Source organism: Caulobacter sp. D5, assembly GCF_003185805.1.
Classification (GTDB): domain Bacteria; phylum Pseudomonadota; class Alphaproteobacteria; order Caulobacterales; family Caulobacteraceae; genus Caulobacter.
In genome coordinates this window covers 1-14,279 of record NZ_QHJY01000293.1, presented here as the reverse complement: position 1 = coordinate 14,279, position 14,279 = coordinate 1, and the positions used below count along the sequence as shown (strand labels likewise).

At 67.0% G+C, this 14,279-nt stretch carries 15 protein-coding genes and 1 pseudogene; 8 read left to right on the top strand and 8 right to left on the bottom strand.

Going from position 1 to position 14,279, the window contains the following annotated elements; all coding sequences use genetic code 11:
- The first annotated feature begins 147 nt into the window (after positions 1-147).
- Together DMC18_RS18245 and glyS are read left to right on the top strand one after the other, a co-directional pair.
- Positions 148-1,044, top strand: coding sequence for a glycine--tRNA ligase subunit alpha (locus DMC18_RS18245; RefSeq protein WP_110121778.1), 897 nt, complete (start codon positions 148-150; stop codon positions 1,042-1,044).
- A gap of 5 nt (positions 1,045-1,049) precedes the next feature.
- Positions 1,050-3,125, top strand: coding sequence for a glycine--tRNA ligase subunit beta (gene glyS, locus DMC18_RS18240; protein WP_110121779.1), 2,076 nt, complete (start codon positions 1,050-1,052; stop codon positions 3,123-3,125).
- A gap of 128 nt (positions 3,126-3,253) precedes the next feature.
- On the opposite strand, the gene DMC18_RS18235 is transcribed toward glyS, so the two are convergent.
- From DMC18_RS18235 to DMC18_RS18225, 3 genes and pseudogenes are all read right to left on the bottom strand, one after another.
- Positions 3,254-3,634, bottom strand: coding sequence for a hypothetical protein (locus DMC18_RS18235; protein WP_110121780.1), 381 nt, complete (start codon positions 3,632-3,634; stop codon positions 3,254-3,256).
- Between the two features lie 51 nt (positions 3,635-3,685).
- Positions 3,686-4,712, bottom strand: a pseudogene (locus DMC18_RS18230) (NAD regulator); the annotation flags it as partial.
- Positions 4,678-5,319, bottom strand: coding sequence for a YfbR-like 5'-deoxynucleotidase (locus DMC18_RS18225; protein ID WP_110121791.1), 642 nt, complete (start codon positions 5,317-5,319; stop codon positions 4,678-4,680). The pseudogene DMC18_RS18230 and the gene DMC18_RS18225, both read right to left, overlap by 35 nt.
- Positions 5,320-5,499: 180 nt before the next feature.
- Here DMC18_RS18225 and DMC18_RS18220 point away from each other — a divergent pair, with 180 nt between their 5' ends.
- The gene (locus tag DMC18_RS18220; RefSeq protein WP_110121781.1) at positions 5,500-6,312 is read left to right on the top strand and encodes a universal stress protein; all 813 of its coding nucleotides are present in this window, start codon (positions 5,500-5,502) and stop codon (positions 6,310-6,312) included.
- A gap of 41 nt (positions 6,313-6,353) precedes the next feature.
- Complete coding sequence (locus DMC18_RS18215; RefSeq protein ID WP_110121782.1) at positions 6,354-6,725, top strand: hypothetical protein; 372 nt, start codon at positions 6,354-6,356, stop codon at positions 6,723-6,725.
- Positions 6,726-6,855: 130 nt separating this feature from the next.
- On the opposite strand, the gene DMC18_RS18210 is transcribed toward DMC18_RS18215, so the two are convergent.
- From DMC18_RS18210 to DMC18_RS18195, 5 genes are all read right to left on the bottom strand, one after another.
- The gene (locus DMC18_RS18210; protein ID WP_110121783.1) at positions 6,856-7,689 is read right to left on the bottom strand and encodes a hypothetical protein; all 834 of its coding nucleotides are present in this window, start codon (positions 7,687-7,689) and stop codon (positions 6,856-6,858) included.
- A gap of 94 nt (positions 7,690-7,783) precedes the next feature.
- Positions 7,784-8,650 carry a MoxR family ATPase gene (locus DMC18_RS18205; protein ID WP_110121784.1) on the bottom strand — a complete coding sequence of 289 codons (867 nt, stop codon included), beginning with the start codon at positions 8,648-8,650 and terminating at the stop codon, positions 7,784-7,786.
- Positions 8,651-8,743: 93 nt separating this feature from the next.
- A complete protein-coding gene (locus DMC18_RS26630) occupies positions 8,744-8,893 on the bottom strand; it encodes a hypothetical protein (RefSeq protein ID WP_199228602.1) in 150 nt (49 codons plus the stop codon).
- A gap of 89 nt (positions 8,894-8,982) precedes the next feature.
- Entirely contained in the window at positions 8,983-9,369 is a 387-nt protein-coding gene (locus DMC18_RS18200) for a primosomal protein (protein ID WP_110121785.1), read from the bottom strand.
- Between the two features lie 79 nt (positions 9,370-9,448).
- Positions 9,449-11,242, bottom strand: a complete 1,794-nt coding sequence (locus DMC18_RS18195) for a tetratricopeptide repeat protein (protein ID WP_110121786.1) — start codon at positions 11,240-11,242, stop codon at positions 9,449-9,451.
- 193 nt (positions 11,243-11,435) lie between these two features.
- Between DMC18_RS18195 and flbT the strand changes: the two genes are divergently transcribed.
- The 4 genes from flbT to DMC18_RS18175 form a co-directional block, all read left to right on the top strand.
- Complete coding sequence (gene flbT / locus DMC18_RS18190) at positions 11,436-11,861, top strand: flagellar biosynthesis repressor FlbT (protein WP_110121787.1); 426 nt, start codon at positions 11,436-11,438, stop codon at positions 11,859-11,861.
- Entirely contained in the window at positions 11,821-12,183 is a 363-nt protein-coding gene (gene flaF / locus DMC18_RS18185) for a flagellar biosynthesis regulator FlaF (protein ID WP_110121788.1), read from the top strand. The genes flbT and flaF overlap by 41 nt, the downstream gene beginning before the upstream one ends.
- Positions 12,184-12,421: 238 nt before the next feature.
- The gene (locus tag DMC18_RS18180) at positions 12,422-13,246 is read left to right on the top strand and encodes a flagellin (RefSeq protein WP_110121789.1); all 825 of its coding nucleotides are present in this window, start codon (positions 12,422-12,424) and stop codon (positions 13,244-13,246) included.
- A gap of 346 nt (positions 13,247-13,592) precedes the next feature.
- Positions 13,593-14,279: flagellin (locus DMC18_RS18175; protein WP_110133180.1), on the top strand; the 687-nt coding region annotated here is incomplete at its 3' end.

The following is a 14,279-nucleotide window of genomic DNA, read 5'->3' as shown; positions in this document are numbered from 1 at the left end:
TCGCCGATGTCCAACGCCGGCAAGCGCTCGGCCGCCAAGGGCAACTAAGTTCGAACGGGGTGTAACAAACGACGTCCCCTTCGCTTGAAGCGACAGTCGGCGGGCCCTATGGTCCGCCGACTTTTTTCAGGCCCTTGTTCGGACGTCATGCCCGCCGCCCCCAAATCGTTTCAAAGCCTCATCCTGACGCTCCATAACTACTGGAGCGAAAAGGGCTGCGTGATCCTGCAGCCGCACGACGTGGAAGTGGGGGCGGGGACGCTGCACCCGGCCACGGTGCTGCGCGCGCTCGGCCCCAAGCCGTGGAACGCGGCCTACGTCCAGCCCTCGCGCCGTCCGGGCGACGGCCGCTACGGCGAGAACCCCAACCGCCTGCAGCACTATTACCAGTACCAGGTGATCCTGAAGCCGAACCCGGCCGACATGCAGGACCTCTATCTGGGCTCGCTGGAGGCCATCGGCCTCGATTTGCGCACCCACGACATCCGCTTTGTCGAGGACGACTGGGAAAACCCCACCGTCGGCGCCTGGGGCCTGGGCTGGGAGGTCTGGTGCGACGGCATGGAAGTGTCGCAGTACACCTACTTCCAGCAGGTTGGCGGCCTGGACGTGAACCCGGTGGCCGGCGAGCTGACCTACGGCCTGGAACGCCTGGCCATGTACGTGTTCGGCGTCGACAACGTCTATGACCTGCCGTTCAACGATCCCGACTCGCCGCTGGGCGCCCTGACCTATGGCGACGTCTTCCTGGCCAACGAACGCCAGCAGTCGGAAGCCAACTTCCACGGCTATGACGTCGCCGTGCTCAAGCAGCAGTTCGAGCAGATGGAGCAGCAGGTGCCGCTGATGCTGGCCCGCTCCTACAAGAACGAGACCCTGGTCCTGCCCGCCTACGACATGGTCCTCAAGGCCAGCCACCTCTTCAACCTGATGAACGCCCGCGGCGCGATCGCCGTCGCCGAGCGCGCCAGCTACATCGGCCGCATCCGCGACCTCTGTAAGATGTGCGCCCAGAAGTGGGTCGAGCTGCAGGAAGCCGCGTAACTCCAATGCCCCAACTGCTTCTCGAACTGTTCTCCGAAGAGATCCCCGCCCGCATGCAGGGCCAGGCCGCCAAGGACCTGGAGCGCATGGCGCGCGAACACCTGGCCGCCGCCGGTTTCCTGCCCGAGGCCCTGAAGACCTTCGCCGGCCCGCGCCGCCTGACCCTGGTGGCCGAAGGCCTGCCGCTGGCCCAGGCCGACCGCAAGGAAGAGCTGAAGGGCCCGCGCGTCGGCGCCCCGCAGCAGGCCATGGACGGCTTCCTGCGCAAGGCCGGCCTGACGCAGGACCAACTGGTCGAGCAGAACGGCGTCTGGATGGCCTTCGTCGAAAAGAAGGGCCGCCCGACCGCCGAGATCGTCGCCGAGATGGTGGAAGCCATCGTTCGCGGTTTCGCCTGGCCCAAGTCGATGACCTGGGGCACGGGCAAGCTGCGCTGGGTGCGTCCGCTGAAGCGGATCCTCTGCGTGCTCGACCGTGAAGTGGTGCCGTTCAGCATCGATGGCATCGCCAGCGGCGACGTCACCGAAGGCCACCGCTTCATGGGTGAAGCCAAGCCCTTCGTCGCCAAGGACTTCGACGAATATGTCGCCGGCCTCGAAGCCCACTTCGTGGTGCTCGACGTCGAGGAGCGCAAGGCGCGCATTCTCGAAGGCTGCAAGACCCTCTGCTTCGCCCGTCATCTCGAACTGGTCGAAGACCAGGGACTTCTGGAAGAAGTCGCGGGCCTCGCCGAATGGCCGACGCCGGTGTTGGGCGACATGGACCCGTCGTTCCTCGACCTGCCGCCCGAGGTGATCCGCACCTCGATGCGCACCCACCAGAAGTATTTCGCCGTGCGCAAGCCGGGGCAGGCGGGCCTGGCCCCGCACTTCATCACCGTGGCCAATATCGAGGCTAAGGACGGCGGCAAGGTGATCGCCGCCGGCAACGCCAAGGTGCTGTCGTCGCGCCTGTCGGACGCCCGGTTCTTCTGGGACGAGGACGTCAAGACCGGCTTCGAGCCCTGGCTGGCCAAGCTGGACGGCGTGACCTTCCACGCCAAGCTCGGCACCATGGCCCAGCGCGTCGAGCGCATCGTCGCCCTGGCCGGCGAGATCGCGCCCCTGGTCGGCGCCGATGTCGAGAAAGCCAAGGAGGCCGCGCGCCTGGCCAAGGCCGACCTGACCTCGCAGATGGTCGGCGAATTCCCCGAGCTGCAGGGGATCATGGGCGGCTACTACGCCCGCCACTTCGGCCTGGACTCCGAGATCGCTTCGGCGATCCAGGACCACTACAAGCCGCAGGGCCCCTCCGACGCCGTCCCGACCGCGCCGCTGAGCGTGGCTGTGGCGCTGGCGGACAAGCTGGATACGCTGGTCGGTTTCTTCGCGATCGACGAGAAGCCGACGGGCAGCAAGGATCCGTTCGCGCTGCGCCGGGCGGCGCTGGGGATCATTCGGACGATCCTGGCATCCAATACTCGCGTTTCGCTGCTCCGGACCTTCCGCAACCAACTTGAAGATCCCGCTCAACTTCGATCGAAGTGGGACTATGAGGGAACGGCGCACTATCGACTTGCTCAGCTGACCAGCGAGATTGTGACGTTCTTGGTCGATCGCTTGAAGGTCACGTTTAAGGACCAAGGCAAGCGTCACGACCTGGTCGACGCCGTGTTCGCTCTGGGCGACGACGACTTGGTGCGGATCGTCGCGCGGGTCGAGGCCCTGGACGGCTTCCTGAAGACCGACGACGGCAAGAACCTGCTGGCCGGCTACAAGCGCGCCTCCAACATCCTCAAGGCCGAGGAGAAGAAGGGCCCGCTGCCGGAAGGTACGCCTGAGGAGCCGGCCGCCGACAGCGCCGCCGAGGTGGGGCTCTACCAGGCCCTGCGCCTGCTGGACCGCCCGCTGAAGGACGCCCTGGCCAAGGAAGACTTCACCGGCGCCATGGCCCAGCTGGCCGAGCTGCGCGGTCCGGTCGACGCCTATCTCGACGGCGTCTTCGTCAACGACCCCGAGCACCGCGACAACCGCCTCAAGACCCTCGCCGCCGTCCGCGCGGCCATGGGCCAGGTGGCGGATTTCGGGCAGGTGGCGGGCTGAACCGATAGATCCTCCCCCTGAAGGGGGAGGTGGCCCAGAGGGCCGGAGGGGGAAGTGGCCGCTGAAATTCAGCACCCACTTCCCCCTCAGTCGCTTCGCGACAGCTCCCCCTTCAGGGGGAGCATCTTCTACTCACAAACATCCGCCCACTTGGCGTTCACCGCGTCGCTGCCGTCGGCCTCCTCGACCATCAGGGCGCCGTCCGACCAGATGAACCGCTCGGGGCCGTCGAAGCTGTCCTGTTCCTGCTGGATGTCGACCTGGCCGCAGACCGAGACGACGTCGCCGTCCTGGTGGGTGAAGACCTTGCCGAAGACCACGGCCGTGGCTTCGGGGAAGCGGTTCTGGATGGCGATCTTGCCGCCGGAAATGGCCAGTTGGTCGTCGCCCCGGTCTTCGACCGCCTCGTCGGCGGCGTCGTGGAACACGTAGGCCACCAGGCCCAGGCCCGTGCCGAGCAGGATCACGGCGGCGCCGACCGCGGCCAGGATGCGGATGTCGATCTTCATGACCGCAGTCGGCCGCAGGTTGCGGTGGGCGTCAACCGCCCGCAGCGAGGATCATTCCCGCAGCAGCGGCAGCGACAGCCCGCCGGCCTGCCGCGCGCCCAGGATCTCGCGCCTGAACCGGAACAGCTCCGCCGGGCGGCCGCCGGTTTCGCTGTCCAGGCGGCCCAGGCCCTCGACCAGGTCCTCGCGCTCGACCACGCGGCGGAAGTTCTGCTTGTGCAGCGGCACGCCGGCTATGGCCTCGACGGTGCGCTGCAGGGTCGAGAGGGTGAACTCGGCCGGCGTCAGCTCGAACACCACCGGGCGGTACTTGATCTTGCCGCGCAGGCGGGAAAGCCCGGTGGCCAGGATCCGCCGGTGGTCGGAGATCATCGGCTCGCCCAGGGCCGCCGACAGGGCCTCGGGCTCGGCCGGGTCATGGCCGTCGGCGCGGGCCCGGTCGCGCGCGGCCTCGGGGGCCAGGCCCGCCTCGTAGAGCAGCTCGTAGCGCTCCAGCACCCGTTCCTCGTTCCAGGGCGCGCCGTCCAGGGCGAAGGCCAGGCGGGCGCGGGAGAGGCGGTCGGCGTCGTCGCCGGCCCAGCGGCGCAGGGCAGGCGCGATGGCCTCGTCGAGCAGGGCGGGACGGCCGGCGCGCCAGTCCTCCCAGGGGAAGAACCGGGTCCATGGGGCCCAGACGGTGTCGGGGGCCTGGGTGTCGGTGGCCTTGGGCGTCAGGCCCAGATAGCCGATCGACACGACGCGGGCCGCGCCGGCCCCGACCTCGGCGCGCGGGGCGTCGCGGCCCTTGTCGCCGAAGGTGTAGAGCTGCTCGACATAGCCCAGCTGAAAGCGGGTCTGCTCGGTGACGAAGGCGCGCAGGGCCAGCTCGAAGGTGCGGTGGCCCTCGGGGTCGAACGGGCCGAACGGCAGGCCGGGCAGGGGCGAGGCGATGTCGGTGACGGCGTCGTGCGGCCGCACGGTCAGGACCACGACCTCGCCGTCGCGCACGGCCACGACCACGGCCGACAGGCCGATGACGACGGCGGAGCTGGAAGAGCCGCCGCTCATTCGGTCTCGAACGCCGCGCTGGGCGAGGATTCGTAGCCGGCCGCCTTCGACAGCACGTGGAAGCGCTGGACGTAGCGGGCCTGGGCTTCGAACGGGGGCTGGGGAACGATCTTCAGGTCGTAGCCGGCGGGCGGGGCGCCGAAGATCGACAGGGATTCGGCGTGCTCGAACCCGGCCAGCTGGGTGGCCTCGAAGAAGGCGCAGGCGCGGTCGGCCTGCTTGATCAGCTTCTTGATCGGGGCCGGGGTCTTCACCGGCAGGCCGAAGCGGATGTGGATGGCGTCCTCCAGCCGGGCCTCGAAGTCCTTGTACGACACGCCCAGCGCCGCCTTGAACGGGCTGATCATGTCGCCGATCACGTATTCGGAGGCGTCGTGCAGCAGGGCCGCCAGGCGCCAGCGCGGCTCCAGGTCGGGCTTGATGTGGGCGGCGATCTCCTCGACCACCAGGCTGTGCTGGGCCACCGAGAACCCGTGGTCGCCGATCGTCTGGCCGTTCCAGCGGGCCACCCGCGCCAGGCCGTGGGCGATGTCCTCGATCTCGATATCCATCGGCGACGGGTCCAGCAGGTCCAGCCTGCGGCCCGAAAGCATCCGCTGCCACGCTCTCGGCTGGCCCTTATGCAGCCCTTTGGCCACGAGATCGTTCCTTACGGTGAAGGTGGTTTGAGTGCCGCATCGCTTGATGAAGATCAATGATGGCCCGGGCCGACGCCTGTGGAAATGCGTTTTGTCAGAAAGCGCGCAAAGGCGCGTCGCGGCAGGGCGTCGGAATTGGTTTTCGTGTCCGCCGCGCGCCGGCGATTTGGAGGATGGATCATGAGCTGGGCGAGAATCATGGCGCCGCTGGCCGGGGCCAAGTCCGATGAAGGCGTCCTGCGGGCCGCGGCCGAACTGGCCGCCGGCTTTGACGCCGAACTGGCCGCGATCCACGCGCCGGCCGACGTGGCCGACCTGATGCCGTGGATGGGCGAGGGGTTCATGGGCGGGGTGCAGGTCACCGCGCTCGAAAGCCTGAAGGAGGCCGCCGTCGAGGGCGCGCATGCGGTCGAAGCCCTGGTCGCCTCGATCGGCTATCCGCGCGCCCGGGTCACCACGCTGGAATCGCCGGTGTGGGCGGGCCTGGCCATGGAGTGCCGACTGTCGGACGTGATCGTGTTCGACGACGCGGCCGCGCGTGGCAAGGGTCCTCTTGCGGAAGCGTTCCAGCAGATGATCGCCGACGAGCAGCGGCCCGTGGTCGTGGCCCGTCCCGGGCTGAAGGTGGGCGGCACGGTGCTGGTGGCCTGGGACGGCGGCAAGGAGGCCAGCCGCGCTCTGCGCACGGCCCTGCCGCTGTTGCAGAAGGCTTCGCGGGTGGTGGTGGCCGGGGCACCGGCGGCCTCGTCGCGCAGCTTCGAGCTGGCCCGGATGGTCGACTTCCTGGCCGCCCGCGGGGTCACCGCCCAGGTGCGGGTGCTGGAGGGCGCGCATGACGCGGCCAAGCTCCTGCTGGAAGCCGCGCGCGAGGAGGGGGCGCAGGTGCTGGTCGCCGGCGCCTTCGGCCACCCGCGCCTGCAGGAGTTCATCTTCGGCGGCACGACCCGCAGCGTGCTGAACGCCGACGGGCCGTCGCTCTTCCTGTCGCATTGAGTTTTCAACCAAGAAGCCAACCAAGAAGAAGGAGGCAGTCCATGTCCCTGTCGCGCATCGTCATGCGCCTGGCCCGCAATCCGGGCACCGAGTTCGCCGGCGGCGACGACCATCGCGGCTACGCCCTGACCGCGCCGCTGACCGACGACGGCCACCTGGACGAGGCCGAGTACGCCAAGGCCAGGAAGGACTGCGCCGTCCGCCGTTTCGCCCCCGACGAGGACGCCGCCGACGGCCGCCTGGCCCGCCGCGGCGAGCGCTGGTTCTTCGACTATGACGAGGACGACCAGATCGATGACGAGCCCGTGCATCGCCTGGGCCAGCACCGCTTCGCGGTCGGCGAGTACGTCACCGTCACCGACGAGGACGGCCGGCCGCTGACCTACAAGGTCATGGAAGTGACGCCGATTTGACATCCGAGACCCTCCCCCTGAAGGGGGAGGTGACCCGAAGGGCCGGAGGGGGAAGGAGCTGCTGATACGCCGCTCCGACTTCCCCCTCAGTCGCTCCGCGACAGCTCCCCCTTCAGGGGGAGCATCTTGGCTAGCCCCCCACGTTGTGGCGCACGAGCGCCTTCATGGCCTTGAACAGGTCGCCGTCCTCGCTGTCGCGGCGCTTGGCCTTGACCACGGCCACGGCCAGGGGGCCGCCTTGCGGGCCGCGGGCTTCGTAGCCGGCCAGGTGATAGCCGGTCGGGGCCTTGTCGCTGGCCAGCACCAGGGTGGCGCGGACGCCGTCCTTGGCCTTGCGGCGCTGCTGGATCACCGCGCCGTCGTCGTTGGCGTGGATCGAGACGTCGCCGTCCCCGTCGTCGCTGGAGCTGACCTGGACCGTGCGGCTCTCGTGGCCGCCGTCCTTGCGCTCCTCGACCTTGGTGGTCTTGCCGCCGCCGCTTTCGGTGACGTTCTTGGTGACCCGCACCTGGGCCTCGCCGTCGTTGGCGTTGATGGTCATGCCGCCGATGCGGATGTCGGCGCCCTCGTCGCGGGCGTCGATGCTGAGGCCGGGCAGCTTGATGTGGGCGGTGTTCTTGCCGCCGGGCGGGGTCGGCGTAGCCGCCGCCTTCAGCTGCGGCATCAGGGTCTTGAGCTCGGCCTCGATCGGAGCGAGGGCGGTTTCGGCGTCGTTGTTCTGGAAGTCGACCAGCCGCAGGCTGACCTCGGCCTGGTCGCCGGCGTACTGGCACGAGCGGCCGTCGGCGGCGACCGAGACGCGCGTCAGGCCGCCCTGCTTTTCAGGGCAGTCCAGCCGCGAGATGGCCCGCAGGGGCTCCTTCCTGTGGACCGCGCGCTCGTGCTTGTCGGTCTTCACCGACACCACCGGAGAGCAGGCGGCCAGGGCCGCGGCGCTGGCGGCCAGGACGAGGATGAGGCGCATAGAAAGGGTCCTTCGCGTTCGGCGCGAAAGTGTGCGGGTCGGCGATCCGCGTCCAATGAAATCGCGGTAACTGCGCCTTATCGGCGTCGGAACCCTATTGCCCTGGCCGGGCGCTGCCTTCGCGGCGGGCCAGGAAGGCCAGGCGCTCGAAGAGGTGCACGTCCTGCTCGTTCTTCAGAAGCGCGCCGTGCAGGGGCGGGATCAGCTTGGTCGGATCCTTCTCGCGCAGCACGGTCTCGTCGATGTCCTCGACCAGCAGCAGCTTCAGCCAATCGAGCAACTCGGAGGTCGACGGCTTCTTCTTCAGGCCCGGCACCTTGCGCATGTCGTAGAAGATGCGCAGCGCCTCGGAGACCAGCTTCTGCTTGATGCCCGGGAAGTGCACGTCGACGATGGCCTGCATCGTCTGCTCCTCGGGGAAGCGGATGTAGTGGAAGAAGCAGCGGCGCAGGAAGGCGTCCGGCAGCTCCTTTTCGTTGTTGGAGGTGATGATCATCACCGGCCGCACCTTGGCCTTGATGGTCTCGCCGGTCTCGTAGACGAAGAACTCCATGCGATCGAGCTCCTGCAGGAGGTCGTTCGGGAATTCGATGTCGGCCTTGTCGATCTCGTCGATCAGCAGCACCGGGCGCTGCCCGCTCTCGAACGCCTCCCAGAGCTTGCCCTTCTTGATGTAGTTCCTGACGTCCTTGACGCGCTCGTCGCCCAGCTGGCTGTCGCGCAGGCGGGTGACGGCGTCGTACTCGTAGAGGCCCTGCTGGGCCTTGGTCGTCGACTTGATGTGCCAGGTCAGCAGCGGGGCGTTCATCGCCTTGGCCACTTCATAGGCCAGCACGGTCTTGCCGGTGCCGGGCTCGCCCTTGATCAGCAGCGGGCGTTCCAGCGCCACGGCGGCGTTGACGGCGACCTTGAGGTCCTCGGTGGCGACGTAGTCGGCGGTGCCTTCGAAGCGCTGGCTCATCTGGTATTCCTGACGGCGCGCCCGTTGCGTCGGGCGCGCATCGAACAAGTGTTCAAAACGTCAGTCTAACCTACAGAGCATCGGTCTTCCGGATCAAGCCGGGTTCTGCGGCGGTTGGCGATGACGGCGGGCCACCGACGGCGGATCACTGGCCGGGAAGCTCTCTTCCAGGCCTTCCTCGAGCTGTTCGTCGAGGTTTTCCGCATCTTCCGGGGCAGGGGCTTCGGGTTTGGGATCGGACATGGGAGGTCTCCTGGCGGAGCGGAATTATGCGCCGCCTTTGACGCGCGGCTAGAATGTTTTGATCGCGGACCCGACCCGCCTTCGCGGCCCTAGCCGCGCTTGTCGTAGCCCAGGGCCTCGATGTCGTCGTCGGCCAGGCGCGTCGACTCGTAGTCGGACGGTTCCTCGCTGTCGTCGGAGATCTGGTCTTCGTCCGACAGGCCGCCGCCGACCGGATCCAGCGGCTCGCGCTCGACGTCCAGGCCCTCGTCGTCGCGGCCGGCTTCCAGTTCGTCGTCGATGTCCACGAGTTCGTCGTCGTCGAGGAGGTCGAGGTCCTCGTCCTCGTCTTCCGAGGCGTCGTCCTCGGCCTGGGTGACGTCGTAGACGTCTTCGATGTCGTCGAAATTGGCGATGTCCTCGCCGTCTTCGGTGAGGTTGGTCTCGTCCAGGACCTCGGCGACGTCCTGCGGCTCGAAATCGGTTTCCGGGGGCATGGCGGGTCTCCTCAAGGAGCGGCGCGATCGCCGCCCGTCAGGGAGTCAAACCCGCCCCGGCGCCCGTCGTTCCTGAACCTCAGCCGGCGAACTCGCCAAGGGCTTGCGACACCTGCGCCATGATCGGCCGCCAGTCGTCGTAGTTCGGCGCGATGAAGCAGCGGGCCTGCGGGTACCAGGGATAGTGGTCGGTCCCCAGGCGCGTCCAGGCGGCCGCGCCGGTCAGCAGCCAGACCGGCGCGCCGCAGGCCCCGGCCAGGTTGATGGTGGCGTTGGCGAAGCCCAGCGTCAGGTCCAGCGCGCAGGAGAGGGCGGCGACGTCGTCGAGGTCCTGCTTCAGGTCGATGCCGGGCGGGGTCCAGATCTCGACGCCCAGGTGATCGCGGGCGTAGGCGATCTCCTCGTCGCAGTCGCCGTACTGCAGGTTCACGAACGAGATGCCGGGCGTCTTCAGGACGGGTTCCCACAGCTCGAACGGCGAGAACTGGCGGGCGCGCTCGGCGTTCAGGCGCAGGCTCTTCCACAACAGGCCGACCTTGGGTCCGGGCGGGGCGCTTTCCAGCACCTTTTTCCAGTGGGTGACGCGTTCGGGATCGGGCGTCAGGAAGCGTTCGCGGGCGGGGAAGGCCTCGGCGGTCGGGCGGAAGGTCTTCAGCAGCGAGGCCATCGGGACCCAGCGGTCGATCTTCGACCAGTCCTCGATGAAGGGCGCGTTGCGATAGGTGCGGCCCTGATAGGCCACCGTGCGGTGGACGCTGACCTGGGCCTGCGGAAACGAGCGCTCGAACAGCGGCGCGAGGCGGCGCTCGACCACCACCGACAGGGCGCCGTCGGGGCCGAGGGCCTCGATGACGTCGGGCAGGGTGTTGGCGAACATCACCTCGTCGCCCAGGCCCTGTTCGGCCAGGACCAGCAGGCGCTTGCCGGCCAGGTCCTCGCCGGGCTCCCAGGCGCGGACGGGCATCGGATAGTGCGGCGCGCCGGGCAGTTCGGGGTCGAGGCGCGCCCGGTAGGCCTCCCAGCCCTCGGCCACGCGGCCCAGGGCCAGCAGGATGGTCGAATGGGCGAATCGCATGGTGGCCAGGTCTTCGGTCGACTCGGCGGCGGCGATGCCGGCCTCGCAGTCGGCGCGGGCGCCTTCGACGTCGCCCAGGTCGAGCCGGGCGAAGGCGCGGTTGTGGTGGCCCTTGCCGAAGTTGGGCGACAGGCGCAGGGCCTCGTCGAAGAAGGTGAGGGCGGTGGCGCCCTCGCCCATGCTGCACATCACCGTGCCCAGGGTGTTCCACAGCGCGGGAACTTCCGGATTGGCCTGGATGGCGGGCTTGAGGACGTCGATCGCCGCCGATTCCTGGTTCAGGTCGCGCAGGGCGCAGGCCAGGTTGTTGACGCCTTCGAGGTCGCCGGGCCGCTCGTTCAGGTAATGCATGAAGAGCTTGGCGGCGATGTCGGGCATTTCCAGGCGGAAGGCCAGGCGGCCCAGGTCGCCGGCCACCTGGCCCTGGCTGGGCAGGAGCTGCAGCGCGGCCTCGTAGCACTGCATGGAAGAGGCGAAGTCGCCCAGCTTCTCGCGGGCCACGGCCAGGACGTGCCAGGCCACGCCCGTGCGCTCGTTCTTCTTCAGGGCCTTGAGGGCGTTCTTTTCGGCGCGGGCGTAGTCGCCTTGCTGCACGGCGACGATGGCGCGGTTGAGCAGCTTCACGCTTTCGTGGTCGCGGACGGCGCGGGCTTCGAGATTCAGGCGGGCGATCGAATCGGACGAGGCGGAATCGCCCAGCTGTTCGGCGCGCAGGCCCAGGTGGACGCCTTCACCGGCCGCTTCTTCGGCGGCGGCGAGGGCGGCGGCCGAGATTCCGAAGCCGAGATTGCGGGACATGCGACCACCTTGGGCGATTGGATGACTTCATCCTCTGGGCGAGTATGCTTAATTGAGTCCTAAGCTGCGACTTACGGTCGCGTCGGCGGCAACAAGGCGTTAACCCACGGCGACCTAGGGTCCCGATTGAACGCCATTCCGGCGAACCGCCATCACGGCGGACGGGCGCAGCGATGGAAAGGAGCGGCCAAAAGTGCCTTTGAAGCTGTCGCTGAAGCCCGGCGAGAAATTCGTGTTGAACGGGGCGGTCGTGCAGAACGGCGATCGTCGCGGCGTGCTGGTCCTCCAGAACAAGGCCTCGGTGCTGCGTGAGAAGGACATCATGCAGCCCGACCAGGTCACCACGCCCTCGCGTCGGATCTACTTCCCGGTCATGATGATGTACCTGGAAGAGGCCGGCGCCGAGAAATACTACGACGAGTTCGCCACCCGCCTGACCGAGTTCATGGGCGTGGTGCGCAACGCGGCCGTTCTGGCCGATTGCATCGCGATCTCGAAACACGTCATGGCGCGTGAATACTACAAGGCGCTCATGCTGAGCCGTAAGCTGATCGATTACGAAGACGAGAGGTTGGGGAATGTCTCTTCGGGCCTACCAACAGGCGGCGACCAGGACTGAGAATCCGCGAGAGGTCGAGTACCGTCTGTTCGGACAGGTGACTCGGGCCCTCATGGAGGCTTCGGAAGCCGAGGATGGCGACATCCAGAAGCGTATCCACGCTCTGGACTGGAACCGTCGTGTCTGGTCGGCGCTCGCCACCGACTGCTCGCTGCCGGAGAACACCATGCCCAAGGAGCTGCGCGCGAGCATCATCTCGCTGAGCCTCTGGGTCAGTCGGCACTCGAGCCTGGTCATGCGCAAGGAAGAGGAGTTCGAGCCTCTGATCGAGATCAACCGCATGATCATGCAGGGCCTGGCCGCTCGGGCCGAAGCGGCCTGACCTGATCGTGCTGCGGCGCCGCTCGGCGCCGATTGCCTGCTCCCTTCGGAAAAACCTGCCGCCCGGCGAATGTTGCATTCGCCGGGCGGTTTCGTTTCCGGCCTGATATTTTTCAATTCCCTTATATTTCAAGGTGTTGCGATTTGGCCTGAACTGGCCCGCCGTTTGCGATGGTTCCCGCGGGCAAAACGCCCGACCGGCAAAACGCCGGGGCTCTCCACCAAAATGGTAGGTTCCTATGATCGCCAACTCCATCAACACCAATGCCGGCGCGATGATCGCGCTGCAGAACCTGAACGCCACCAACTCGGAGCTGACCACCACCCAGCAACGCATCAACACCGGCAAGAAGATCTCGAGCGCTAAGGACAACGGCGCGATCTGGTCGATGGCTGAAATGCAGAGCGCGACGTCGAGCTCGTTGAACGCCGTGAAGGATTCTCTCCAGCGCGGCCAATCGACGATCGATGTTGCTCTGGCTGCAGGCGACACCGTCACCGATCTGCTGGGCAAGATGAAGGAAAAGGCTCTGGCCGCTTCCGACACCTCGCTCAACACCGCCTCGTTCAACGCCCTTCAGGCTGACTTCACGTCCCTGCGTGACCAGATCACCAAGGCCGTGACGAACGCCAAGTTCAACGGAGCCAGCGTCGTGGACGGTTCGACCACCAAGCTGCAGTTCCTGGCGAACGAAACGGGCTCGGCGTTCACTGTCACCTCGCGGACCCTGTCCCTCACGGGCATCGGTCTGTCGGCGGCGACGACCTTCACGACCGCCGCGGCGGCCAAGACGATGATCTCCACCATCGACACGGCTCTGACCACGACGACGAACAAGCTGGCTTCGCTCGGCACCAACTCGGTCGGCCTGGACATGCACTTGACCTTCATGGGCAAGCTGCAGGACAGCCTGGACGCCGGTGTCGGCAATCTGGTCGATGCGGACATGGCCAAGGAAAGCGCCAAGCTGCAGTCGCTGCAAACCAAGCAGCAACTGGGCGTGCAGGCACTGTCCATCGCCAACCAGGCGCCCCAGTCGATCCTGTCCCTGTTCAAGGGCTGATCGAAGAAGCGCCAAGGCGGCGACAAGCGCCGGGCGGTCGAAGACCGCCCGGCGTTTTCTTTTTCCGGTCCCGCATTTCCGGCGACCGGCGGTCGATTTTCGGGTGGGCAAAACGGTCGCATCTGCTGAAACCTGCCCGGCACATTTTGCCGGATGGCGCCTCAAGTCGGCAGGAATTGCCGGGCGGCAACGTCCTAAACGAACATATAACGCAGTAATTTCAACGACTTAAAAATTTCGCATGGGTGGGCAGGATTGGCCCGGTAGTTGCTTCCTAGTTCAGCGAGCAAAACGCTCCCGGCAGTCAAAATGACGTCGGACAACCTGAAATAGGAACATATTCGTTATGGCGCTGAACAGCATCAACACGAACTCGGGCGCGATGATCGCCCTGCAAAACCTGAACTCGACCAACAGCGATCTCGCCGTTACGCAACAGCGTATCAACACCGGCAAGAAGATCGGCAGCGCCAAAGACAATGGCGCTATCTGGGCCACCGCCAAGAACCAGTCGGCCACCGCCTCCTCGATGAACGCCGTGAAGGACTCGCTGCAACGCGGTCAATCCACGATCGACGTCGCTCTGGCCGCCGGCGACACCGTCACGGACCTGCTCGGCAAGATGAAGGAAAAGGCCCTGGCCGCTTCCGACACCTCGCTGAACACTGCCTCGTTCAACGCCCTGAAGTCTGACTTCACTTCGCTGCGCGACCAGATCACCAAGGCCGTGAGCAACGCCAAGTTCAACGGCGCCAGCATCATCGACGGTTCGACCACGAAGCTCAGCTTCCTGGCCAACTCGGACGGCACCGCCATCACGGTGAACTCCAAGACCCTGTCGCTGGCTGGTATCGGCCTGAGCACCGGCACCACCTTCGCGGACGCCGCTGCGGCCAAGACGATGATTGCGACCATCGACACGGCCCTGCAGACGACGACCAACAAGCTGGCCTCGCTGGGCACCAGCTCGACCGGCCTGGACACCCACCTGACCTTCGTCGGCAAGCTGCAAGACAGCCTCGACGCCGGCGTG